Origin of the sequence: Hypericibacter adhaerens, assembly GCF_008728835.1 — a bacterium.
Classification (GTDB): domain Bacteria; phylum Pseudomonadota; class Alphaproteobacteria; order Dongiales; family Dongiaceae; genus Hypericibacter; species Hypericibacter adhaerens.
Genome location: NZ_CP042582.1, coordinates 5,707,688 through 5,728,517 on the forward strand (window position 1 = coordinate 5,707,688; position 20,830 = coordinate 5,728,517).

The window sequence follows — 20,830 nt, forward strand, 5'->3', positions numbered from 1 at the left end:
GTTGGCCGCATCTCCGCTCGACGCGGCGGCATCCGGACCGCAGGCGATAGTGTCGGAGGCCGGTGCCGGCGGTGCGCGCATGCCGAAGCGCGCGGTCCTGGCCTGGTGCTTCTTCGACTGGGCCAATTCCGCCTTCCCGACGGTGGTGCAGACCTTCCTCTTCAGCGCCTATTTCACCAGTCATGTCGCGGCCGATCCGGCCTCCGGCACGGCGGCCTGGGGACAGGCCACGGGGATCGCGGCGCTGGCCATCGCGCTGCTCAGCCCGCCCTTGGGCGCCGTCGCCGATGTCGGCGGCCGGCGCAAGCCCTGGCTGGCGGCGCTCACGCTCCTGACCGTGCTGGCGACGGCGGCGCTCTGGTTCGTCCGCCCCGATCCCGCCTTCGCGCTGCTGGGGCTGGTGGCGATGGCGTTGGGCACGGTGGGTTTCGAGCTCGGCACCGTCTTCTACAACGCCATGCTGCCGGGCCTGGTGGCGCCGGCGCGCATCGGGCGCATTTCCGGCTGGGCCTGGGGGCTGGGCTATGCCGGCGGGCTGGTCTGCCTCGCCGTGGCGCTGCTGGGTTTCGTGCTGCCGGCCCAGCCGCTCTTCGGGCTCGACAAGGCCAGCGCCGAGCATGTGCGCGCCGCCATGCTGCTGACGGCGCTCTGGTTCGCGCTCTTCTCGCTGCCGCTGTTCCTGCTGGTGCCGGACCGCGCGGCCACAGGGCGCGGCCTTGCCGGTGCGGTCGGCGACGGGCTGGCGCAGCTCCTGCGCACCTTCCGCGATCTGCGCCGCCACGCCAACATCGCGCGCTTCCTCCTGGCCAAGATGATCTATATCGACGGGCTCAACACGCTCTTCGCCTTCGGCGGCATCTATGCGGCGGGCCAGTTCGGCATGAGCCTGGAGCAGGTGCTGATCTTCGGCATCGCGCTCAATGTCACGGCGGGGCTGGGGGCGGCCGGCTTCGCCTGGGTCGACGACTGGGTCGGCGCCAAGCCCACGATCCTGATCTCGCTCGTCGCCACGACGCTTCTGGGGGTGGCGATCTTGCTGACCGACGATGTGGCCTGGTTCTGGGGGCTGGCGCTCGGGATCGGCATCTTCCTGGGCCCCACCCAGGCCGCCAGCCGCTCGATGATGGCGCGCCTGGCGCCACCGGCGCTCGCGACCGAGTTCTTCGGCCTCTATGCGCTGGCCGGCAAGGCCACGGCCTTCTTCGGCCCCTGGGCGCTGGCCGCCGCCACCGCGGCCTTCGACAGCCAGCGCGCCGGCATGGCCACCATCCCGCCCTTCCTGGTGCTCGGATTCCTGCTGCTGCTGTGGGTCCGGGAACCGAAGCGGGCCGCCTGACGCTTTGATGTCGCGGGCGCCAAAGACCCGGAGGCCGGGATCGGCAAGAGATCAGGCATGACGGCCCCGAACGACAGCCCCGAGCCTTCCCCTCCGGCGTTCGACGAGACGTTCCGGGCGCAACTCGCCGCGCTCTTCGCCTGGCGGCGCGATGTGCGGCGCTTCCGCCGCGACCCGCTGCCGCCGGCCCTGATCGAGCGGCTGCTGGATCTCGCGGTGCTCGCCCCCTCGGTCGGCAACGCGCAGCCCTGGCGCTTCGTCTCGGTCGAGACGCCCGAGCGCCGCGCCGCCATCATCCGGGATTTCGAGCAGGCCAATGCGGCGGCGGCGCGGCTCTATCGCGACGAGCAGGCGGCGCTCTATGCCAGGCTCAAGCTCGAGGGGCTGAAGACGGCGCCCACCCATCTCGCCGTCTTCTGCGACGAGACGGTGTCGCAGGGCGCCGGCCTCGGCCGCCAGACCATGCCCGAGACGCTGCGCTATTCCGTGGTGGGCGCGATCCAGACCCTGTGGCTCGCCGCCCGCGCGCACGGTGTCGGCATGGGCTGGGTCTCGATCCTCCATCCCGAGACGATCAACGCGACGCTCGATCTCCCCGCCCATTGGGTGCTCGTCGCCTATCTCTGCCTCGGCTATCCGGAGGAGGAGCATCTCGACCCCGAGCTCGAGCGCCATGGCTGGCAGGCGCGCACGGGCGAGGGGCGGAGGCTGCTGAGGCGATAGCGCCTTTTTGATCCCCTCCCCCCTCGAGGGGGAGGGTCAGGGAGGGGGAAGTCTCGATAGAAGACACAGATCGAGAGCAGATCATTCCGGCGTCACCGACCGAGTCATCCCCCTCCCTCGCCCTCCCCCTGAGCGGGGGAGGGGATAGATCGGATATCAATGCCGGAAGTGCCGCATCCCCGTGAACACCATGGCGAGGCCGGCCTCGTCGGCGGCCTTGATCACGTCCTCGTCGCGCATCGAGCCGCCGGGCTGGATCACGGCGGTGGCGCCGGCCTCGGCGGCGGCCAGGAGGCCGTCGGCGAAGGGGAAGAAGGCGTCCGACGCGACGACGGAACCCTTGGCGCGGCTCTCCTTCTCGCCGGCGGCTTCGGCCATCTCGCGCGCCTTCCAGGCGGCGATGCGGCTAGAATCGACGCGGGACATCTGGCCCGCGCCGATGCCGACCGTGGCGCCGTTCCGGGCATAGACGATCGCGTTCGACTTCACATGCTTGGCGACGCGGAAGGCGAAGAGGAGATCCTCGAGCTCGCGCGCCGTGGGCTTGCGCTTCGTCACCGTCCTGAGATCGCCGGCCGTCACCCGGCCATTGTCGCGGTCCTGCAGCAGGAAGCCGCCCGAGAGCAGCTTCAGGGTCAGGCCGGCCGCGGCGGCATCGGGCATCGCGCCGGTCTCGAGCAGCCGCAGATTGCCCTTGGCCCCCAGCAGCGCCGCCGCCTTCTCGTCGATCTCGGGCGCGATCACCACCTCGAGGAAGAGCTTGGTCAGCTTCTCCGCCAGGGCCGCGTCGAGCTTGCGGTTGACGGCGACGATGCCGCCGAAGGCCGAGACGGGATCGCAGGCGAGCGCGCGCTCCCAGATCTCGGCGAGGTCTTTGCCGACCGCGACGCCGCAAGGGTTCGCATGCTTGATGATGGCGATCGCGGGCTGATCGAACTCGGCCACCAGCTCGAAGGCCGCGTCGGTGTCGTTGAGGTTGTTGTAGCTGAGCTCCTTGCCCTGGAGCTGGCGCGCGGTGGCGACGCCGGGCCGCTTCTCCGCGGTCGCATAGAAGGCCGCCTCCTGGTGCGGATTCTCGCCATAGCGCAGCATCTGTTGGCGCTCGCCCGCCAGCACGAACCGGCGCGGGAAGCGGTCCTGCTGCTCGCCCTGCATCCAGCGCGCGATCGCGGCGTCGTAGGAAGCGGTGCGCGCATAGGCGAGGGCGGCGAGGCGACGGCGCAAGCCGAGCGAGGTGGCGCCGCCCTTGGCCTTCATCTCCGCCATCAGCGCCTCGTAATCGGCGGGGTCGGTCACCACCGCGACGAAATCATGGTTCTTCGCGGCGGCGCGGATCATCGCCGGCCCGCCGATATCGATGTTCTCGACACAGTCCTCGTATCCCGCGCCCTTCGCCACCGTCGCCTCGAAGGGATAGAGATTGATCACCACGAGATCGATCGGCGCGATGTCGTGCGCCGCCATCGCGTCCCGGTGCTCGGCCAGATCGCGGCGCGCCAGGATGCCGCCATGGATCTTGGGATGGAGCGTCTTGACGCGCCCGTCCATGATCTCGGGGAAGCCGGTATGGGCCGCGACCTCGGTGACCGTGAGCCCCGCTTCGGCCAGCGCCTTGGCCGAGCCGCCGGTCGAGAGCAGGGCGACGCCATGGCCCGCGAGGAAGCGCCCGAGTTCCACCAGGCCCGCCTTGTCCGAGACGGAGAGGAGCGCGCGGGTGATCCTGATCTCGTCGATGGCGGCGGTGCCGCGGCGGGCGGTGGGCGCAGTCATGATGCGGGGAGGCTCCGGATGATTCAGGGCGGGGCGGCTTCAGGGCCTCGCCATATCACGATGCCGCCTGGCCCGGAAGCTTGTGGCTCGCATAGGCGCCCTGCGGCCGGTATTCGGGCACCAACGCCGTCAGGGTCTCGATCAGGAGCCCGATCCGGCCGTCGCGGGCGGCGGCGGCCAGCCGCTCGATGCCGGCCTCGAGCTCGGGCAGCGAGGCGGCGCGGGGCTCGGCCTGCAGCACGCCCGCGACCGCCGTCGGGGCCGGGTTCTCGCCCGGCGCGAACAGCGCCTCGGCCAGCTTCTCGCCGGGCCGAAGCCCGGTGATGGCGATGGCGATGTCGTGATCCGGCCGCCGGCCCGAGAGGCGGATCATCTGGCGCGCCAGATCGAGGATCCGCACCGGCCGGCCCATCTCCAGCACCAGTACCTTGCCGCGGGCGGGGCCGGCGAGCGCCGGGGCGGAGGCCTGGAGCACCAGCTCGACCGCCTCCTCCGTCGTCATGAAGAAGCGCGTCATGGCGGGGTCGGTCACCGTGACCGGGCCGCCCTCGGCGATCTGCTTCTGGAACAGCGGCACCACCGAGCCCGAGGAGCCCAGCACATTGCCGAAGCGCACCGCGACGAAGCGCGTGGCGCCGGGGCCGGCGCTGCGGTCGAGCGCCTGGCAATAGCTTTCCGCGAGCTTCTTGGTGGCGCCGAGGATGCTCTCGGGCTCGACCGCCTTGTCGGTCGAGATCACCACCATCGCCGCGGCCCCGGCCTTGGTCGCGGCGGCCGCGAGATGGCGCGTGCCGAGGACGTTGGTCAGCACCGCCTCGTCGGGATGGCGCTCGCAGACCGGCACATGCTTCAAGGCCGCGGCATGGAACACGATCTCGGGCGCCGCCGACCCCACCGCGCGCTCGAGCCTTCCGCGCTCGCGCAGGTCGCAGAGCTGGGTCTCGATCGGCAGTCCCGGATGATGCGCCGCGAGCTCGGTCGCGATCGCATGCAGCAGGGCCTCGGAATGATCGAGCAGCGTCAGGCGCGCGGGCGCCAGGGCCGCGATCTGGCGGCAGAGCTCGGCGCCGATCGAGCCGCCGGCGCCGGTGACGAGCAGCCGCCGGCCGGCGACGAGGCGCTCGACCGGGGTCCGGTCCAGCACGCGGCGCGGGCGCCCCAGCAGATCCTCGAGCGCGATCGCCCGGACCGCATAGCGTTCCGCCTCCATGCCGGGCTTGAGCTCGGTCAGGCGCGGCAGGCGGGCGAGGGTGAGGCCCTTGCCCTGGGCCAGATCGAGCAGCTGGGCGATGGCGGCGCCGTCGAGGCTCTCGTCCGTCAGGATCAGCCGCTGCAGCGGCTCGCCCCGGGCGATCAGGCGGTCGATCACCGGGCCGGCCTCGGCGAGACCGCCCCAGACCGGAATGCCCTGGATGCGCCGGCCGGCACGCCGGCCCGAGGGATCGAGCAGCCCCACCACGCGATAGGGGGCCGTCGTGCCGCGCGCCATGTCGCGCAGGAAGAGCTCGGCCGCGTCGCCGGCGCCGATCAGCAGCACGCTGGCGCGTCCGCCATGGTTGCGCTCGAGCAGGTGATCGAGGCCGCCATCCTTCCAGATGCGATAGGCGAAGCGCGGGGTGCCCAGCAGGAACAGCAGCAGGAAGCCGTTGATGACCAGCGTCGAGCGCGGCAGGCCCTCGAGCCGGTTGAACAGGAACAGGACGGGGATGAACAGCAGCAGCGTGATCAGCACCGCGCGGCCGATCTCGAGCATGTCGCGCAGCGAGGCATAGCGCCAGACGCCGCGATAGAATCCGCTGGCGACGAAGACGGCGACGGCGGTCGCGGTGAAGATCGCCGTGCCCTGCCAGAGATAGGGGGCGGTCTGCCAGGGGAAGGCGAGCGCGCCGAGGCGCAGGTAAAGCGCCAGCGGGAAGGAGACCGCCGCCATGATCGTGTCATGCAGCAGCGCGATCCCGGCCCGCCCGCCCAGATGCAGTCTCAGCGCCATGAAAGGTCCGACTTGCTTCCCCCGGGATTCGGGGTCCCGTCACGCACTCTTAGCACAATCCGGCAGCCGGGGACCGGGGGCAGAGCTCGGGCGAGCAAGCCCCGCTCAATCTTCGGGCCCGGCTCCTTCGGTTTCGGGCGCTTGTGGTTTGGGCGGGTATTTCAGCTTGCGCAGCAAGAGCCAGACTGTCGCCGCGGCTCCCACCAGCCCGATCAGCTCCTGCTGGTCGCGTTCGGCCCCCAGCGCCAGCAGCGCCAGGGCGATATTGGCAATGAGCGCCAGCCCCGCCACGCGGGCATGACTGTGACCGAGCCGGATCGCGGCCGAGTTCGAATGCTCGGCATGGGCCTCGAGCAGGGGCGCGCGGCGCCAGGCCCGCCGGATCAGCGTCAAGGTGGTGTCGGCGAGGAACCAGGCCGGCAGGATCAGCGCCGCGGCCCAGGCGCCCTGGCTCGCCGCCCAGAGCAGCAGCCAGCCGATCAGGTAGCCCAGCGGGATGCTGCCGACATCGCCGAGGAAGATCTTGGCGGGCGGCTTGTTCCAGGCGAGGAAGCCCAGCGCCACGCCCGCGAGCGCCAACCCTTGCGCGGCCGTCAGCCCGACCCAGTCGTGATCGATCGCGATGGCGGCCAGCCCGAGACCGATGGTGAGGGCCTGGCCGCCCGCCACCGCGTCGCTGCCATCCATGAAATTGAACAGGTTGAGGAACCAGAGCCAGAGCAGCCCGCCCAGCGCCAGATCGAGCGGGCGCGGCAGCCAGCCCTGGAACAGCGGCGGCAGATCGGCCAGCGCCAGCAGGCCCAGAATCACCGCCACGGCCTGCACGCCCAGGCGCGGCAGCGGCGGCAAGCCGCGCAGATCGTCGATCCAGGAGGTGATCCCGACCAGAAGGGTGCCGATAAGGAGCGGCCATGGCAGGGGCTTCGCCGCGGGATCGATCGCCGGCAGGAAGAGCCAGAGGAGGGTGAGGATCGGCACCACCGCGAGGCCGGCGCCGCGGGGGATCGGCACGGCATGGACGCTGCGCTCGACCGGACGGTCCATGACCTGGAAGCGCAGCAACAGCCGCCGCGCCAGGCCGCAAAGCAGCAGGCTGGCGAGGAAACTCCCGGCGAAGAGCAGAGCCATGGCGGTGACGGTCATGCTGCCGCGCCTTATAGAGCATTTTGCGGGCCGGAGCAGGCCGTCGGCCGCTCGATTGACTTTCCCGGCCCCCTAGGGGAAAGAGGGGTCCCTTTGCCACCGGGAGCCTTCCCCGCATGAACCTCGATCCCTCGCTGCCGAACGGCGCGCGTCCGCAGCCCGGCCCTGCCGCCGCGGCCGGCGCGCCTTCGCCCGGCGAGGCGATCGCCATCATCGGCCTGGGCTATGTCGGCCTGCCGCTGGCGGTGGCGCTCGCGCGCGGCCAGGAGAAGGCGGGCGAGGGGGGCTCGATCGTCGGCTTCGACATCAACCCCCAGCGCATCGAGCGGCTGCGCCGGGGCCTGGACCATACCGGCGAGGTCGAGACCGCGGCGCTGCACGCGGCCCGGATCCATTACAGCGCCGACCCGGCCGATCTTCGCGACAAGGACGTCTATATCGTCACCGTGCCGACGCCGGTCGATGCCAGCAACAAGCCCGATCTGGGCGCGGTCGAGAAGGCTTGCGAGATCGTGGGCGCCGCGCTCAAGGCCTCGAATCCCCTGAAGCAGGGCCTGCCGGTGGTGGTGTTCGAGAGCACCGTCTATCCCGGCGTCACGGAAGATTTCTGCGCGCCCATCATCGCTCGGGTGTCGGGGCGCGAGGCGGGCGGCGGCTTCCTGATGGGCTACTCGCCCGAGCGCATCAATCCCGGCGACCGCACCCGCACGGTCGACCGCATCATGAAGATCGTGTCGGGCCAGACGCCGGCCGTGGCGAAGCGCCTCGAGCGGCTCTATGGCCAGGTCACCTCGGGCGGCATCTTCGTGGCGCGCGACATCCGCACCGCCGAGGCCGCGAAGGTGATCGAGAACGCGCAGCGCGACATCAACATCGCCTTCATCAACGAAGTGACGATGATCTTCGGCCGGCTCGGCCTCTCGGTCTATGACGTGCTCGAGGCCGCGCGCACGAAATGGAACTTCCTCGATTTCCGCCCGGGTCTGGTGGGCGGGCACTGCATCGGCGTCGATCCCTTCTATCTCGCCCATTGCGCCGAGGCGCTGGGCCATCATGCCGAGGTGATCCTCGCCGGCCGGCGCATCAATGACGGCATGGGCGATCACATCGCCGGGCGGATCGTCGACTTCCACGCGCAAGGCGAGCCGCGCGACGGCCGCCCGCGCACGCTGGTGCTGGGCCTCACCTTCAAGGAGAACCTGCCCGACCTGCGCAACTCGAAGGTGGTGGACCTGATCCAGGGCCTGCGCGCGCGCGGCCATCGGGTCGAGGTCCATGACGCGCGCGCCGATCCGGCCGAGGCGAAGGCGCTCTATGGCGAGACCCTGCGGCCCGGTCTGGCGCTCGGGCCCGGCGAAGCGCCGTTCGACTGCATCGTCGGCGCGGTCGCGCACGACGCCTACAAGGCGCTCGGGCCCGCCGATTTCGCGCGGCTGGTGCGTCCCGGCGGCCTCGTCGGCGATGTCAAAGCCATGTGGCGCGGCCGCCCGCTGCCCGAGGGATTGCGGCGGTGGGAACTCTGAGACTCTTTCCTCTCCGCCCGCGACCCTCCTACGCGCCTTGCGCTACGGAGGGCAAGGCGGGAAGCGAGCTGGGCCTGTCCTCCGAAGCCCAGAGGGCGAAGGAGGAAGAGGTGGGCCTCTTTCTGCGACAGCACCCTCACCCAGCTCCGGCTAAGGCTCGACTTCGCCTCGCCTAAGCCTGCGCAACCCTCCCCCTCATGCGTGAGGGGGAGGATGAAGAGAAGAAGGGGCGCCCCCTCTGGGCCGAGAGGGCGCCCCGGTCTCGCGCGGTCCGATCCGGAACGGATCAGGCGGCGCGGATGGTCGCGATGAACTTGTCGACCTGGCTCTGCAGCTCGACCGACTGCTTGCCCAGCTCCTCGGCCGCACCCAGGACCTGGGTGGCGGCACTGCCGGTCTCGCCGGCGGCGCGGGTGACGCCGCCGATATTGCTCGAGACCTCGGCCGTGCCCTGCGAAGCCTGCTGGACGTTGCGCGAGATCTCCTGGGTCGCCGCACCCTGCTCCTCGACCGCCGAGGCGACGGTCGTGGTGACGGAGTTGATGCGCTGGATGATCTCGGCGATGCTGCCCATGGCCGACACCGACTCGCTGGTGGCGTTCTGGATCGCGGAGATCTGCGCCGAGATTTCCTCGGTCGCTTTCGCCGTCTGCGTCGCCAGGCTCTTCACCTCCGACGCCACCACCGCGAAGCCCTTACCCGCCTCGCCCGCGCGCGCCGCCTCGATGGTGGCGTTGAGAGCGAGAAGGTTGGTCTGGCCGGCGATGTCGCTGATGAGGCTGACGACCTGGCCGATCTTCTCGGCCGCGTCCGCCAGGCCCTTCACCGTCGTGTTGGTCTTCTCCACATGCTCGACCGCGTTCTGCGCGATCTGCGAGGAGGTCGTCATCTGCTGGCTGATCTCGCGGATCGAGGCCGACAGCTCCTCGGAGGCCGACGCCACCGTCTGCACGTTGGTCGAGGCCTGCTCGGAGGCCGCGGCCACCGCGGTCGACTGGCGGCTGGTCTCCTCGGCGGTCGCGGTCATGGTCTGGGCCGAGGACTGCAGCTCGGTCGCAGCCGACGACACCGAATTCACCACGCCCTTGACCGAAGCCTCGAACTCGTCGGCCATCTTGTTCAGCATGACCTTCTTGTCCGCTTCGGCCTTGCGCTTCAGCTCCTCCTGCTCGGCGGCGAGCTGATCGGCACGGATCATGTTCTCCTTGAAGACCTGCACGGTCTTCGCCATCTGGCCGACCTCGTCGCCGCGATCCTTGGCCGGGATCTCGATCGTCTTGTCGCCGCCGGCGAGCGATTCCATCGCCTTGGTCATGGCGACCACGGGCTTGGAGATGCTGCGGGCGGTGAAGAAGGCGATGAAGAGGCCGAACAGCACGGCGATGCCGGAGACGATCGCCGCCGTCCAGCGCACCTGCTTCATCGAGGCCGTGGCGCGCGGGCCGATTTCGTCCTGCACCTTCTTGCTCGCCGCGACGATGCCGTCGAGATTGTCGAACATGCTGGGCCCGAGCTTGTTGAGCGAATCGATGACGCCATTGCGCGTCACGATCCGGTCATGCAGCTTGGTGAAGGCGGCCAGATACTCATCGGCGCTCTTGGCGACCTCCTCGCCGAGCGAACGGCGCGAGGCGTCGCTCGATGCGCGCATAGTCTCCTCGAGCTTCCCCTTCATGTTCGCGATCTGCTTGGTGGTATCGTCGGCCTGCGTCTCCAGGTTCTCCCGGAGGAACTTGACCGCATTCAACCGCGCCTGCAGCAGCCAGCGACGCGCCGAAGCGGCGTCCGCAGCCTCCGCCGAGCTTCCGTCCGCTTCGGCTCCGTCCGCGATCTTGGTGAGCTTCTCCTCGAGATCGGGCCCGATCTCGTTCATGACCTGGAACGACTCGTTTGCCTCGGTCTGGAGCGTGACCACCTTCTCGAAAGCGCCGCGATAGTCCTTGAGCTCGGTCTGGATGCTGTCCAGCGCCCCCAGGTTCTCGTCATGGGCGCCGAAGAGATTCCGGATGTCCTCGAGCTTGGCCGGGATGCCGTCGACGGTGTCGATCACCGCCTTGGCCGAATCCTGGCTGCTGGAGAGGATGAAGTCCTTGACGTTGAGGCGCGCGACCAGGAGGTCCGATTCGATGACGCTGGCGGAAACCGTGATCCGCGCGCGGGCGCGGTACTCCGCGAAGTCCGAGCTGGCGCTGCCGAAGCCGATGAAGCTGACGGTGCCGACGACCATCAGCAATACGAGAATGATACCGACGCCGATTGCCAGTCTTGTGCCGATCTTGAGATTCGATATGTGTGCAAAGCGAAACATGATGCTTGTCCTTCGGAACGAGTGACGTTCGCCCGATCCCCCGCGCGAACATGGACAAGCTGTAATGACAAGTCCTGAACAAAACCCTGATTTGACAACCCGGAAAAACGGCCAGCGCCGCTATCGGAAGATGTAGGCTTGCCGGGTCGCTCGCGAAGGTTGCGGGTTCGCGATCGCCGTCGCGCGGGCAAGCGCCGTCCGTTACGGAATCCCTAAAAAAGAAGGGGCGCCCCCCGCGGGGACGAAGGGCGCCCCAGCCTCCTGCCGCCGACCCCCTAAGATCAGGCGGCGCGGATGGTGCCGATGAACTCGTCGACCTCGCGCTGCAGCCGCACCGACTGCTTGCCCAGCTCCGCCGCGGCGGTCAGGACCTGGCCCGCCGCCTTGCCGGTCTCGCCGGCCGCGAGCGTGACCCCGGCGATGTTGCTCGAGACCTCGGTCGTGCCGACCGAGGCCTGCTGCACATTGCGCGAGATCTCCTGGGTCGCCGCACCCTGCTCCTCGACCGCGGAGGCGACGGTGGCCGTGACGGCGTTGATGCGCTGCATCACCTCGGCGATGCTGTTCATGGCCGCGACCGACTGGCCGGTCGCGGTCTGGATGGCGGCGATCTGGCCGCCGATCTCCTCGGTGGCCTTCGCCGTCTGGGTCGCCAGCGACTTGACCTCGGAGGCGACCACGGCGAAGCCCTTGCCGGCCTCGCCCGCGCGCGCCGCCTCGATCGTGGCGTTGAGCGCCAGGAGATTGGTCTGGCTGGCGATCTCATTGATGAGACCCACCACCTGGCCGATCCGCTCGGCCGCCTCGGCCAGGCCCTTCACGGTCTGGTTGGTGCGCTCGACATTGTCGACGGCCTCGCGCGCGATCTGCGAGGAGTTCGTCATCTGCTGGCTGATCTCGCGGATCGAGGCCGTGAGCTCTTCCGATGCCGACGCCACCGTCTGCACGTTGGTCGAGGCCTCCTCGGAGGCGGCCGCGACCGCGGTCGACTGCCGGTTGGTCTGCTCGGCCGTGGCGCTCATGCTCTGGGCCGAGGACTGCAGCTCGGTGGCCGCGGACGAGACCGCCTCCACCACGCCCTTGACCGAGGCTTCGAAGGAATCCGCCATCTGGTTGAGCATGGCCTTCTTGTCGGCTTCGGCCTTGCGCTTCAGCTCCTCCTGCTCGGCGGCGAGCTGATCGGCGCGGATCATGCTCTCCTTGAAGACCTGCACGGTCTTGGCCATCTGCCCGACCTCGTCGGCGCGCTCCCGGCCCGGTATCTCGATCGTCTTGTTGCCGCCGGCGAGCGATTCCATCGCCTTGGTCATGCCGACCACGGGCCTGGTGATGCTGCGGGCGGTGAAGAAGGCGATCAGCAGGCCCGCCACCACGGCGACGATCGAAAGCGTCACGGCCGTCCAGCGCGTGTCCTTCATCTCCTCGGTGGTCTGCGGCCCCAGCTCCTCCTCGACCGTCTGGTTCTCGGTGATGGTCTCGTCCAGCTTCTTGCGCATGTCCGGCGCGATCTTCTGAAGCTTGTCCGAGACGATCTCGTTGCGCGCCTCGATATCGGCCTGCTCGGCGTCGAACGCGTCGGCGAAGGCCTTGATGCCGCCCGCGACCTCGTCGGCGTCGCTCTGCAGCTTGACGTCATGGATCAGGGCGCGCAGCTCCTGCGCCTGGCCGACCACCGCCTGCAGCTCGGCCTTGGCCGATTTCGCAAGGGCGGGATCGTTGCTGCCGAGATACTTGGCGACGTCGAGGCGGGCCACCAGCAGATGATTGATCGCCTCGCCGGCCTTGTCGGTCGCATCCGCCTCGCCGCTGCTGGCGGCCGCGTTCATGATGGCGGTCAGGTCGGAATCGACCTTGGCCTCCGCGTCGTTCAGCCGGTCCAGGAGCCCGTCGGACTGCTTGCTCAGCGTCACGATCTGCTCGAAGCCCTGCATATAGTCCTTCATCGCGGATTCGATCGAGCCGATGTTCTGCCGCTCGGCGTCCGTGTCGTTGAAGAGCGCGATCGAGCCCTCGATCGCCTTCAAGGTCTCGTCGCTGGCCTCGCGCGCCGCCGTCAGGTCGGCGTCGTTGTCGTCGCCGATGAAGTTCGTGACGGCGATGTTGGTGCGCAGCAGATCGGTCTCGATGGCGCAGGCCGCGACCGTCTGATGGGCCGCGGACTGGTATTCCTGGAACTTGCCGTTGGCGCTGCCGAGCGACACGAAGCTGATGGCGCCGACGGCGGAAAGGAGCACGAGGATGACGCTGATGCCGAGCGCCAGCCTGGTGCCGATCTTGAGATTCGAGAAACGCAGTGATTGAGACATAACGGCCCCCGCCGATAAATGAACGAACCTTTCGCGATGAAAGGAACTGCCCCAGATGAAAAGAGCGGGGTGCTGAACGAGGAATTACTCGGTCAATATTTGTAATATGAAAAGTTCGTAATGCGGGCCCCGGCCTCGTCGCGGCAAATTCGGGCCACCACCCAAAGACGAGAATCCACCGGCGTCTTCACCGAAGGGCATAAGCCGTTCGGATGATGCGCGCGGCAAACGCCGCGGATCAGCCCAGATCGGCCGGCGGATCCTCATCGGGGCGGCCCAGCGGCTCGGCCTTGCGCAGCTCGCGCGTCAGGGCCCAGCGCACCCAGCTTTCCGGCCCCCGATACCCGGTCTCGACCACGACCTGCTGGCTGCGGCGCAGCCGCCCGCGCCGCCCCGCATAGACGCTCTCGGCCAGGGCGACGGCAGCGCCCTCGCCGTCGATGCGAAGACGCCAGCCGGCGCCCGATGCCAATCGCAGCAGCACGGTGTGGCCGTTCTGCGCGAGCGAGGCCTGGACGTCGGGATGGAGATGGAAGCGGATCGTGACGGGAAGCGCTTCGGTCCTCTCTTCCCGGGAATCGTTCAGCGGTTCGACGCGGTCCTCGCCGCGCAGCTCCTCGCCGCCGGCGGTCATGTAGAGGCGCCGGCGATGGCGCAGGCCGAAGCGCGGGCCATAGCCGTCATGCGACAGCTCGAGCCAGAGGGTGCCGGCCTCCTCCTCGCGCTTGCAGCTGACGAAGCCGGGCCGGCTCGCCAGCCCGTCGCCCGGCAGGAGCGGGCTCGAATCGCTGTGAGCGATAGAGAGCGTCGAATGGGCGGCCGTGGCTCTCAGCGCCTCCGCCCAATCGGCGTCGGCCGCATGCGCGCCGCAGCCCGTGATCAGCCGTTCGGTCCCGATGCTGACCTCGATGGCGAACGTGCCGGCATGTGCACCGCCATCGAAGCCGGGCGGTGCCGGCCGTCCGGCCTCGACCAGGGCCACCATCCGGCCGGCGGCGAGGCGCTGGAAACCGGCATGCGGTGCCTTGGTCATCGCCTGGGGCGTCTCGCCCGCGGCGGTCAGCACCGTCTCGATCAGCCCCGCCGTCTCCTCATTAGCGCCGTTGAAAAGCGCCAGCCCGCTATCGCCATGCTGCAGGAGACGGATCAACGGCGCCAGGCTGCGCAGGGCCGCGCCCAGTGCCGGCGTGGTCGGCCTTCCTGCGCGGGCGAAGGCGATCTCGATCTCGGCCAGGTCGCGGATCACGCGAAGCTGGCGCGAGGGATTGCGCTCCACCTGACCGCCATCGGGCAGGATCTGGCGGTCGAGCTCGGCGGCGAGCCTCGCCATCGCCGGACCCTCCCAACGTCGGCCTTGAGGCAGCACCAGAGAGGCCAGCAGCAACCCTTTGGTCGCCTCGATGAGCGCGCCGCCGCACAGCCCGCCGGGCAGGAGCCGCGCCAGACGGGTCGCGTCCTCGGCGACGGCCCGGTGCAGACGCTCGTCGAAGCCGGCATCGCCGCCGACCAGCAACCGGTTCGCCGATTGCAGCCAGGCCGCCAGCCGCCGTCCCGCGATCGCGGGATGGCGCAAATCCCGGCTCCGGCTTTCCGGCAGCGTCAGCCATTGGTCGATCAGCTCGCGCGCCCGGACGATCCCGGCATTGCCGGCGGCCACGAGATCGGCGAGCCAGGCGAAGCCGTGAAGCTCGGCCATCAGCCGATCGCCTTCGGGCCGGAAGCTCCAGAAAGGCTCCGGCAGCGGCAGCTTGCGGCCGAGCAGCTCGATCTCGCCGGCGAGCAGCGCCGCGCCGCGCTCCGGCATGCCAGGCCAGAGACCGGGCCCCGCCGCGGCGAGGCGCTCGGCGCCCGCGCCGTCGCTGCCGCGCGGGCCCGGGATCGGCAGCCGGCTCAGGATCGCATAGCGCAACTGTCCCGCGAGCCAGCCCTCGGGCATCGCGCAGAGACGCAAGGCGCGATGCAGGGCCGAGGCGAGGTTGCGGGGCGCCGCGGCGGCAGGAGGGGAGCGGAGCGCCCGCCGGAAGGGATCGATGCCAGGGGCCATCGCGGGTCCCCTGACCGCTCAGGCGGCTTGCCGCAGCCGGCGGATGTTCTCGGCGTAGGCGCCGGCGCCGCCAGTGAAGGTCGCGGTTCCCGCCACCAGCACATCGGCGCCTGCGCGCACCGCATCGGCGGCGGTGATGTCGTTGATGCCGCCATCGACCTCGAGATCGATCCGGCGGCCGGGCGTTGAGGCCACGATCGCGTCGATCATGTGGCGCAGCGTGGCGATCTTCTCGAGCTGGCTGCGGATGAATTGCTGGCCGCCGAAGCCCGGATTGACCGACATCACCAGCACCAGATCGAGCTCGGCCAGCACCGGCTCCACCGCGGCGACCGAGGTGGCGGGGTTGAGCGCGACGCCGGCCTTCTTGCCGAGCGACTTTATGAGCTGGATGGTGCGGTGGAGATGCGGGCCCGATTCCGGATGCACGGTCAGGATGTCGGCGCCCGCGGCCGCGAATTCGGGGATATAGGGATCCACCGGCGCGATCATCAGATGCACGTCGAAGGGCCGCTTGCTGTGCGGACGCAACGCCTTCACCACGGCCGGCCCGATGGTGAGGTTGGGCACGAAATGCCCGTCCATCACATCGACATGAATATAATCCGCGCCGGCCGCGTCGATCGCGCGCACTTCTTCGCCGAGGCGGGCGAAGTCGGCGGACAGAATGGACGGGGCGATGCGTGTGGCCTGGCGCATGGAATCCTCGAAGACCGCCCTCACTAGCAGGCGCGGCCGCGCTTGGGAAGGCCGCGAATCCGGTGCGCGTCGGCGCGATCTCGGAAGGCGGCAGGGGCGATCTGGTCCGCGCATCGCGGGCGCCGCGACTCGGGCGCATACAGGAGGTAGCCTGCGGAAACGAGCGTCGGTCCGCGCTCAGCGCCGCCGCAGACGGACCGCGTAGAATCCGTCCATGCCGCCCTGCTCGGCCCAGTGACAAGGGAGCGTGCGCAGCGCGCCGGCCCGCGTGAGGGCGTCCGCCGGCGCGCCGAGCGAGGCCTCTTCCTCGGGGGTCTCGCCGATGCGGATGCGTTCGATCGGCGCCCCTTCGTCGATCGCCCGGGCGATCAGGTCCTCGCCCTCCGCCGGTTCGAGCGAGCAGACCGAATAGACGATCACGCCGCCCGGATGGGTCATGGCGATCGCCGCATTGAGGAGCTTGCGCTGCAGCGCCGGCAGCTCCGCCATCTCCGCGGGCTTCTTGATCCAGGGCAGGTCGGGATGACGGCGGATCGTGCCGGTCGCGGAGCAGGGCGCGTCCAAGAGCACGGCGTCGACGAGCTCCGGCGGGCGCCAATTGAACGCATCGGCGGCGATGCAGGTCGCGGCGAGGCCGGTGCGGGCCAGGTTCTGAGAAACCCGCGCCATGCGATCAGCAGAACGATCGATCGCGGTGACGCGGGCACCGGCCGCCGCGAGCTGCAGGGTCTTGCCGCCGGGCGCGGCGCAGAGATCGATCACGCGCTTGCCGTCGATGCCGCGCAGCAGGCGTGCGGGCAGCGAGGCCGCGGCGTCCTGCACCCACCAGGCGCCCTCGGCGAAGCCGGGCAGCGTCTCGACGGCGCCGGCATCCTTCAGCCGCAGGCTGCCGTTCGGCAGGATCGCGGCGCCGAGCCTTTCCGCCCAGAGCGCCGCCTCGGCCGGGTCCTTCACCGTCAGGTCGAGCGGCGCCTCGCGCAGATGCTGCGCGGCGATGGCTGCAGCCGTGACCTCGCCATAGCTCGCCTTCCAGCCTTGCCAGAGCCAGTCGGGCAGGTTGGTCGGAATCTCGGGCACGGCGCGCAGCAGGGCCGGCCCTTCCTGGGCGATCCGGCGCAGCACGGCATTGACCAGACCATGATAGGGAGCCGCCGCGCGCGGCAGGGCGTCGATGGTCTCCGTGACGGCGGCATGCGGCGGGGTTTCCAGGAACAGGAGCTGGCAGGCGCCCAGCCGCAGGGCACCCTCGGCGGCGCTGGCCTTGGGCGTGAGGGGCCGCTCCAGACATCGGGCCAGCACGGCATCGATCTGGCCGAGGCGGCGCAAGCAGGTCGCGACCATCAGGCGGGTGAAGGCGCGGTCGCGCGGCTCCAGCCGGGCCAGGTTCGCATGGTCGGCCATGGCCTCGTCGAGCGGCCGGTGGCGGCGCAGCACGGCATGAAGAAGCTCGAGCGCGATCCGCCGGGTGGAGCTCCGGGCCGGGCGAAGCGGGGTGGTGGCCTTGCGGGGGATGGTCACCGGGTCGTTGGCCGCAAGCCGGCGTTTGGGCTGTTGAGGGGGCATGGATACCAAGCTTATGCCGAAACCTGTCCGATGCGTCAGCCCCGCAAATCAGACGCTGTGATGGGCCGGGAAGGTGAAGCGCTCAGCCCCAGGGACCGCGCCGGCCGGAAGGGGCCGGGCCGGAATCGGGGACGGAGCCACGCCCGCCGGGCCGGGTCGCCGTTGCCGGCCGGCTCCAGGGGCCGGTCGCTGCCTGGGGGGCGGGGTCGAGATCGGCCGGCGCGCCGCCCATGCCCTGGGCCATGGCCTCGAGCCGGGCGATCCGGTTCTCCAGGCTCGGATGGGTGGCGAACAGGTTGTCGACCGCCTTCATATGCAGCGGATTGACGATGAAGAGCGGGGCCGTGGCCGGGTGGGCCTCGGCCTGGGGGTTGGGGATGCGTCCGCTCGCCATGCCCAGCTTGCCCAAGGCGCTCGCCAGCCAGAGCGGCTGGCCGCAGATCTCGGCACCCCGGCGGTCGGCCTCGTATTCGCGCGAGCGGCTGATGCCGAGCTGAACCAGCGTCGCCGCCAGCGGCGCCACGATCATCACCACGATGGTGCCGAGCGCGCCCAAGGGATTGTCGCGGCTGCGCCCGAAGAAGAAGGCGAAGTTGGCGAGCATGCCGATGGCGCCGGCGAGCGTCGCCGTCACGGTCATGATCAGCGTGTCGCGATGCTGGACGTGCGAGAGCTCATGCGCCATGACGCCGGCGATCTCGCGCCGGTCGAGCAGCTGCAGCAGGCCGGTGGTGGCGCAGACCGCGGCCTTGCTCGGGCTGCGGCCGGTGGCGAAGGCGTTGGGCTGCGGATTCTCGACGATATAAGTGCGCGGCATCGGCAGGCCCGCGCGCGCCGCCAGCTGGCGCACGATGCCGACGAACTCGGGCGCCGACTGCTCGTCGACCTCGCGCGCCCGGTAAAGGCTCAAGACCATCCGGTCGCTGTTCCAGAGCGCGAACAGGTTCATGCCCAGCGCCAGGAAGAAGGCGACCGCCATGCCCTGGCCGCCGCCGATCAGCCAGCCGACGCCCATGAAGAGCGCCGTCATGACGGCGAGAAGTACGGCAGTGCGGAAATAAGGCATCGGGAGCGCGGACCTCGGGCGAAAAGACGGCCGGCGCTGGCAGCCGCGCCGGGCTCCAGGATGAGGTATGAATTCTGCCCTGTGAATTCAAGCGGTTGGCGCCCGCGGTCGGGCCTTGCGGCCGGCGCCGCCGCTGCCTAGCTTCAGAGGGTCATGACGCAGCATTCCGAAAAAGAGCCCCGGCCGGCGCCGGCCGCGGCAGCACCCAAGCCCGGCAGCGCGGGCGAGGCGGAAACCGCCGGGACGGCGGGCGCCGAAACGCCGAAGGCACCGGCGGTCCCGGGGGCTCGTGTCCGCGAGATCGGCGGCCCGAAGGGGCCCGAGCCGACCCGTTACGGCGATTGGGAAGTGGGCGGGCGCTGCAGCGACTTCTGACCGTCATCCCGCCTGCCGCTCAGGACCAAACTCCTTTCTTGGATAGACAAAGCAACCGGCTCCCGCCCCATAATGAAGGCGGGGGATGGTGGGAATGCTTTGAGGAGGGGTGGGTCATGCGAAATCGAATCGCCGCGATTCTCGTCGCGGCGTTGATGGTGGTGGGTGGCCTGGGTGCAGCCCTGGCCGACAGCCAGAAGGGCGGGCAGGGCAGCTCGTCGGGCGGCACCAGCGGGAGCGGCACCGGCAGCGGATCGGGAGGCGGCGGATCTTCCGGCAGCAACGGCCCGTTCCAGCCGATCTCGGTCCAGGGCTGGGATGGCGGCGCCTATCGCAACAAGGACGGCAGCGTCTATTGCGAGCTGTCCGACGATTACGGGAACGGCGTCAGCCTCTATGTGGGCTGGGACAAATACGGCTTCTACCTGGTGATCATCGATCCGAACGTCCTGAAGATGGAGCCCTGGTCCGATTTCGAGACCGAGGTGAGCATCGACAAGATCTATCGCGGCAAGGTGCCGGCCTATTCCTACGACGCCGACGAGCTCGAGCTCGATTTCGCCGAGGACACCAAAGGCATCAACGCGCTGCGCAAGGGCGAGAGGCTGACCCTGATCGAATGGGATCACTGGTATACGCTCTACGGCACCGGCGCCGCCATCGGCGCGGTGCAGGATTGCTATAGCCGGTACCGGTGAGGATGCAGACGCCACCCGCGCCAACGCACAATCGTCATCCCCGCTTTCGAGCGTGTGAAGAAATCGGCGATGCCAAAGAACTCTCTCGCCCCCTCCCCTTGCGGGAGGGGGTAGGGGGAGGGGCGATGCCGTGCGAGATCCTGGCAAATAAGCGGAGCCTGATCTGCTCGGGCTCGCTCGCTTGGCACCCTATCTAGGCCTTCTGCCTCCAGAGCGGTGATTGATCGCAGGGATGCCCCCAGCTGCGTCCGTGGCACCCCCCCAACCCCCTCCCGCAAGGGGAGGGGGCTTGAGTGTTTGCTACGCCCTTGCGTGGTGCTCTCGATTTCTTCACGCGCTCGAATGCGGGGATCCATGCTTTAGCCTGCAACGCTGGATCGAGTTGGACCCCCGCGTTCGCGGGGGTGACGGGAAGCGCGAGAATGGCGGTGAGAGCGAATGACGCTGGGGGCGAGTGAAGCGGCGGTTACTCCGCCGCTTCCTGCTGCTTCGCCGCCTGCGTCATGAGCGCGTCGAGGTCGGCGTCGGCGCGGAAGACCGAGAGATGCGCGGGGCGCTCGATGCCGGGCCTGAGCTTCGCGTCCGGGATCGTCTCGCCGACGACGGTGCGGATCGGCAGCACGCCGGCCCAGATCGGCAGCGCGTAATCCTCGTCGTCATCGACCGGCCCGCCGGTGCGGATCTTGGCCGAGGCCTCGTCGAGCTTCATGCCGAGCACGCTGGTCGCCTTGACCTCCTGCTTGGTCGCCGGCCGGAGCTCGGCCCAGCGGCCGGGGAAGATGCGGTCGACGAAGGCCTCGAACGCCGCCATCTTCGCCTCGGGCTCCTCGACGAAATGGGCGCGGCCGAAGGCCATCACCGAGCGGTAGTTGATCGAGTGGTGGAAGCCCGAGCGCGCCAGCACCAGCCCGTCGAGATGCGTCACCGTCACCGTGCAGGGGATGCCCTCGCCCACATGCTCGAGCATCCGGCTCGCGGCCGAGCCGTGCCAATAGAGCATGTCGCCCTCGCGCCAATAGGCCGTCGGCGTGACATAGGGCTGGCCGTCGATCACATAGCCGATATGGGCGATCAGCCCGGCATCGAGCACCGCATAGACGGTCTCGCGGTCGTAATGGCCGCGCTGATAGAGCCGCTTCACGCGCGAGCGCGGGCTCGGCTCGAAATCCTCGGTCGGCGCCGAAGGCGGCGCGCCATAGCCGGTCGTGCTGGACATGGGTCAGGTCTCTCCCTTCGGCCCCCCGCGGGGGGCCTTTCCGGGCACCATTCATGCCCCGTAACTGGTC

General features: G+C 69.6%; 15 protein-coding genes. 5 read left to right on the forward strand and 10 right to left on the reverse strand.

The genetic code is table 11. From position 1 onward, the window contains the following. Nucleotide 1 precedes the first annotated feature (1 nt). On the forward strand, nucleotides 2-1,336 hold the full coding sequence (locus tag FRZ61_RS25595; RefSeq protein ID WP_318526359.1) for an MFS transporter: 1,335 nt from the start codon (nucleotides 2-4) through the stop codon (nucleotides 1,334-1,336). Nucleotides 1,337-1,393: 57 nt separating this feature from the next. Further along, the gene (bluB, locus tag FRZ61_RS25600) at nucleotides 1,394-2,059 is read left to right on the forward strand and encodes a 5,6-dimethylbenzimidazole synthase (RefSeq protein WP_151120475.1); all 666 of its coding nucleotides are present in this window, start codon (nucleotides 1,394-1,396) and stop codon (nucleotides 2,057-2,059) included. 156 nt (nucleotides 2,060-2,215) lie between these two features. Here bluB and purH read toward each other — a convergent pair whose 3' ends face one another. The 3 genes from purH to FRZ61_RS25615 all read right to left on the reverse strand — a co-directional run bounded on the left by purH (nucleotide 2,216) and on the right by FRZ61_RS25615 (nucleotide 6,962). Then, entirely contained in the window at nucleotides 2,216-3,829 is a 1,614-nt protein-coding gene (gene purH / locus FRZ61_RS25605; protein ID WP_151120476.1) for a bifunctional phosphoribosylaminoimidazolecarboxamide formyltransferase/IMP cyclohydrolase, read from the reverse strand. A gap of 55 nt (nucleotides 3,830-3,884) precedes the next feature. Beyond that, nucleotides 3,885-5,819 (reverse strand): nucleoside-diphosphate sugar epimerase/dehydratase, encoded by a 1,935-nt coding sequence (locus FRZ61_RS25610; RefSeq protein WP_151120477.1) that lies wholly within the window; start codon nucleotides 5,817-5,819, stop codon nucleotides 3,885-3,887. Between the two features lie 105 nt (nucleotides 5,820-5,924). Further along, nucleotides 5,925-6,962, reverse strand: a complete 1,038-nt coding sequence (locus tag FRZ61_RS25615; protein ID WP_151120478.1) for an MraY family glycosyltransferase — start codon at nucleotides 6,960-6,962, stop codon at nucleotides 5,925-5,927. Between the two features lie 116 nt (nucleotides 6,963-7,078). Here FRZ61_RS25615 and FRZ61_RS25620 point away from each other — a divergent pair, with 116 nt between their 5' ends. Next, nucleotides 7,079-8,485 (forward strand): nucleotide sugar dehydrogenase, encoded by a 1,407-nt coding sequence (locus FRZ61_RS25620; protein WP_151120479.1) that lies wholly within the window; start codon nucleotides 7,079-7,081, stop codon nucleotides 8,483-8,485. A 286-nt stretch (nucleotides 8,486-8,771) separates the two neighbouring features. On the opposite strand, the gene FRZ61_RS25625 is transcribed toward FRZ61_RS25620, so the two are convergent. The 6 genes from FRZ61_RS25625 to htpX form a co-directional block, all read right to left on the reverse strand. Further along, nucleotides 8,772-10,793: a HAMP domain-containing methyl-accepting chemotaxis protein gene (locus FRZ61_RS25625; RefSeq protein WP_151120480.1), complete on the reverse strand. Its 2,022-nt coding sequence runs from the start codon at nucleotides 10,791-10,793 to the stop codon at nucleotides 8,772-8,774. A 281-nt stretch (nucleotides 10,794-11,074) separates the two neighbouring features. Next, nucleotides 11,075-13,099, reverse strand: a complete 2,025-nt coding sequence (locus FRZ61_RS25630; RefSeq protein ID WP_151120481.1) for a HAMP domain-containing methyl-accepting chemotaxis protein — start codon at nucleotides 13,097-13,099, stop codon at nucleotides 11,075-11,077. A 238-nt stretch (nucleotides 13,100-13,337) separates the two neighbouring features. Further along, complete coding sequence (locus FRZ61_RS25635; protein WP_151120482.1) at nucleotides 13,338-15,143, reverse strand: heparinase II/III family protein; 1,806 nt, start codon at nucleotides 15,141-15,143, stop codon at nucleotides 13,338-13,340. Nucleotides 15,144-15,161: 18 nt separating this feature from the next. After that, entirely contained in the window at nucleotides 15,162-15,842 is a 681-nt protein-coding gene (gene rpe / locus FRZ61_RS25640) for a ribulose-phosphate 3-epimerase (RefSeq protein ID WP_151120483.1), read from the reverse strand. Nucleotides 15,843-16,019: 177 nt separating this feature from the next. Beyond that, nucleotides 16,020-17,405, reverse strand: coding sequence for an RsmB/NOP family class I SAM-dependent RNA methyltransferase (locus tag FRZ61_RS25645; protein WP_151120484.1), 1,386 nt, complete (start codon nucleotides 17,403-17,405; stop codon nucleotides 16,020-16,022). A gap of 82 nt (nucleotides 17,406-17,487) precedes the next feature. Then, nucleotides 17,488-18,471, reverse strand: coding sequence for a zinc metalloprotease HtpX (gene htpX / locus FRZ61_RS25650; protein ID WP_151120485.1), 984 nt, complete (start codon nucleotides 18,469-18,471; stop codon nucleotides 17,488-17,490). A gap of 153 nt (nucleotides 18,472-18,624) precedes the next feature. Between htpX and FRZ61_RS25655 the strand changes: the two genes are divergently transcribed. Next, on the forward strand, nucleotides 18,625-18,846 hold the full coding sequence (locus FRZ61_RS25655; RefSeq protein ID WP_151120486.1) for a DUF1674 domain-containing protein: 222 nt from the start codon (nucleotides 18,625-18,627) through the stop codon (nucleotides 18,844-18,846). A gap of 116 nt (nucleotides 18,847-18,962) precedes the next feature. Continuing rightward, nucleotides 18,963-19,544, forward strand: coding sequence for a hypothetical protein (locus tag FRZ61_RS25660; protein WP_151120487.1), 582 nt, complete (start codon nucleotides 18,963-18,965; stop codon nucleotides 19,542-19,544). Nucleotides 19,545-20,010: 466 nt separating this feature from the next. Here the strand turns inward: FRZ61_RS25660 and FRZ61_RS25665 are convergent, their stop codons facing one another. Further along, the gene (locus tag FRZ61_RS25665; RefSeq protein WP_151120488.1) at nucleotides 20,011-20,760 is read right to left on the reverse strand and encodes a pyridoxamine 5'-phosphate oxidase family protein; all 750 of its coding nucleotides are present in this window, start codon (nucleotides 20,758-20,760) and stop codon (nucleotides 20,011-20,013) included. Nucleotides 20,761-20,830 lie beyond the last annotated feature (70 nt).

What these genes read in the sequence shown, in the direction of transcription:
- bluB (WP_151120475.1), top strand. Translation starts at nt 1,394, where the DNA reads ATGACGGCCCCGAACGACAGCCCCGAGCCTTCCCCTCCGGCGTTCGAC.
- FRZ61_RS25665 (WP_151120488.1), bottom strand. Translation starts at nt 20,760, where the DNA reads ATGTCCAGCACGACCGGCTATGGCGCGCCGCCTTCGGCGCCGACCGAG.
- FRZ61_RS25655 (WP_151120486.1), top strand. Translation starts at nt 18,625, where the DNA reads ATGACGCAGCATTCCGAAAAAGAGCCCCGGCCGGCGCCGGCCGCGGCA.
- FRZ61_RS25610 (WP_151120477.1), bottom strand. Translation starts at nt 5,819, where the DNA reads ATGGCGCTGAGACTGCATCTGGGCGGGCGGGCCGGGATCGCGCTGCTG.
- FRZ61_RS25625 (WP_151120480.1), bottom strand. Translation starts at nt 10,793, where the DNA reads ATGTTTCGCTTTGCACACATATCGAATCTCAAGATCGGCACAAGACTG.
- htpX (WP_151120485.1), bottom strand. Translation starts at nt 18,471, where the DNA reads ATGCCTTATTTCCGCACTGCCGTACTTCTCGCCGTCATGACGGCGCTC.
- FRZ61_RS25615 (WP_151120478.1), bottom strand. Translation starts at nt 6,962, where the DNA reads ATGACCGTCACCGCCATGGCTCTGCTCTTCGCCGGGAGTTTCCTCGCC.
- FRZ61_RS25620 (WP_151120479.1), top strand. Translation starts at nt 7,079, where the DNA reads ATGAACCTCGATCCCTCGCTGCCGAACGGCGCGCGTCCGCAGCCCGGC.
- rpe (WP_151120483.1), bottom strand. Translation starts at nt 15,842, where the DNA reads ATGCGCCAGGCCACACGCATCGCCCCGTCCATTCTGTCCGCCGACTTC.
- FRZ61_RS25660 (WP_151120487.1), top strand. Translation starts at nt 18,963, where the DNA reads ATGCGAAATCGAATCGCCGCGATTCTCGTCGCGGCGTTGATGGTGGTG.
- FRZ61_RS25645 (WP_151120484.1), bottom strand. Translation starts at nt 17,405, where the DNA reads ATGCCCCCTCAACAGCCCAAACGCCGGCTTGCGGCCAACGACCCGGTG.
- FRZ61_RS25630 (WP_151120481.1), bottom strand. Translation starts at nt 13,099, where the DNA reads ATGTCTCAATCACTGCGTTTCTCGAATCTCAAGATCGGCACCAGGCTG.
- purH (WP_151120476.1), bottom strand. Translation starts at nt 3,829, where the DNA reads ATGACTGCGCCCACCGCCCGCCGCGGCACCGCCGCCATCGACGAGATC.
- FRZ61_RS25635 (WP_151120482.1), bottom strand. Translation starts at nt 15,143, where the DNA reads ATGGCCCCTGGCATCGATCCCTTCCGGCGGGCGCTCCGCTCCCCTCCT.